The sequence below is a fragment of the Halorubrum sp. SP9 genome (assembly GCF_005435015.1).
Taxonomy (GTDB): Archaea; Halobacteriota; Halobacteria; order Halobacteriales; family Haloferacaceae; genus Halorubrum; species Halorubrum sodomense.
In genome coordinates, this window is sequence record NZ_SGXU01000811.1 from 1 (window position 1) to 211 (window position 211).

General features: G+C 63.0%; 1 protein-coding gene. It reads left to right on the forward strand.

Annotation, left to right across the window (positions count from 1 at the left end):
- The coding region (locus EXE45_RS21175) for a hypothetical protein (RefSeq protein ID WP_206750539.1) at positions 1–211 on the forward strand (211 nt) is incomplete at both ends.

Genomic DNA, 211 nt, shown 5'->3' on the forward strand with positions numbered 1-211 from the left:
CCCGGTGTGGCTGTTCTCTCTGCTCGAACCGGCTACCGGAGACGCGCCGCTCGGAATCGGAATGCTGTTCGCCGTATTCTTCGGACGTGGTGGCAGGAACGTTCTGGTATTGGTCCTCACCGTCAGTATCCTCTGGAGGGTCTTTCGCGACCCCAGATCGCTGCGTGAGTTCGATCGGACGATCCAGGTCGCCGCCGTCAGCGGCGCGGCT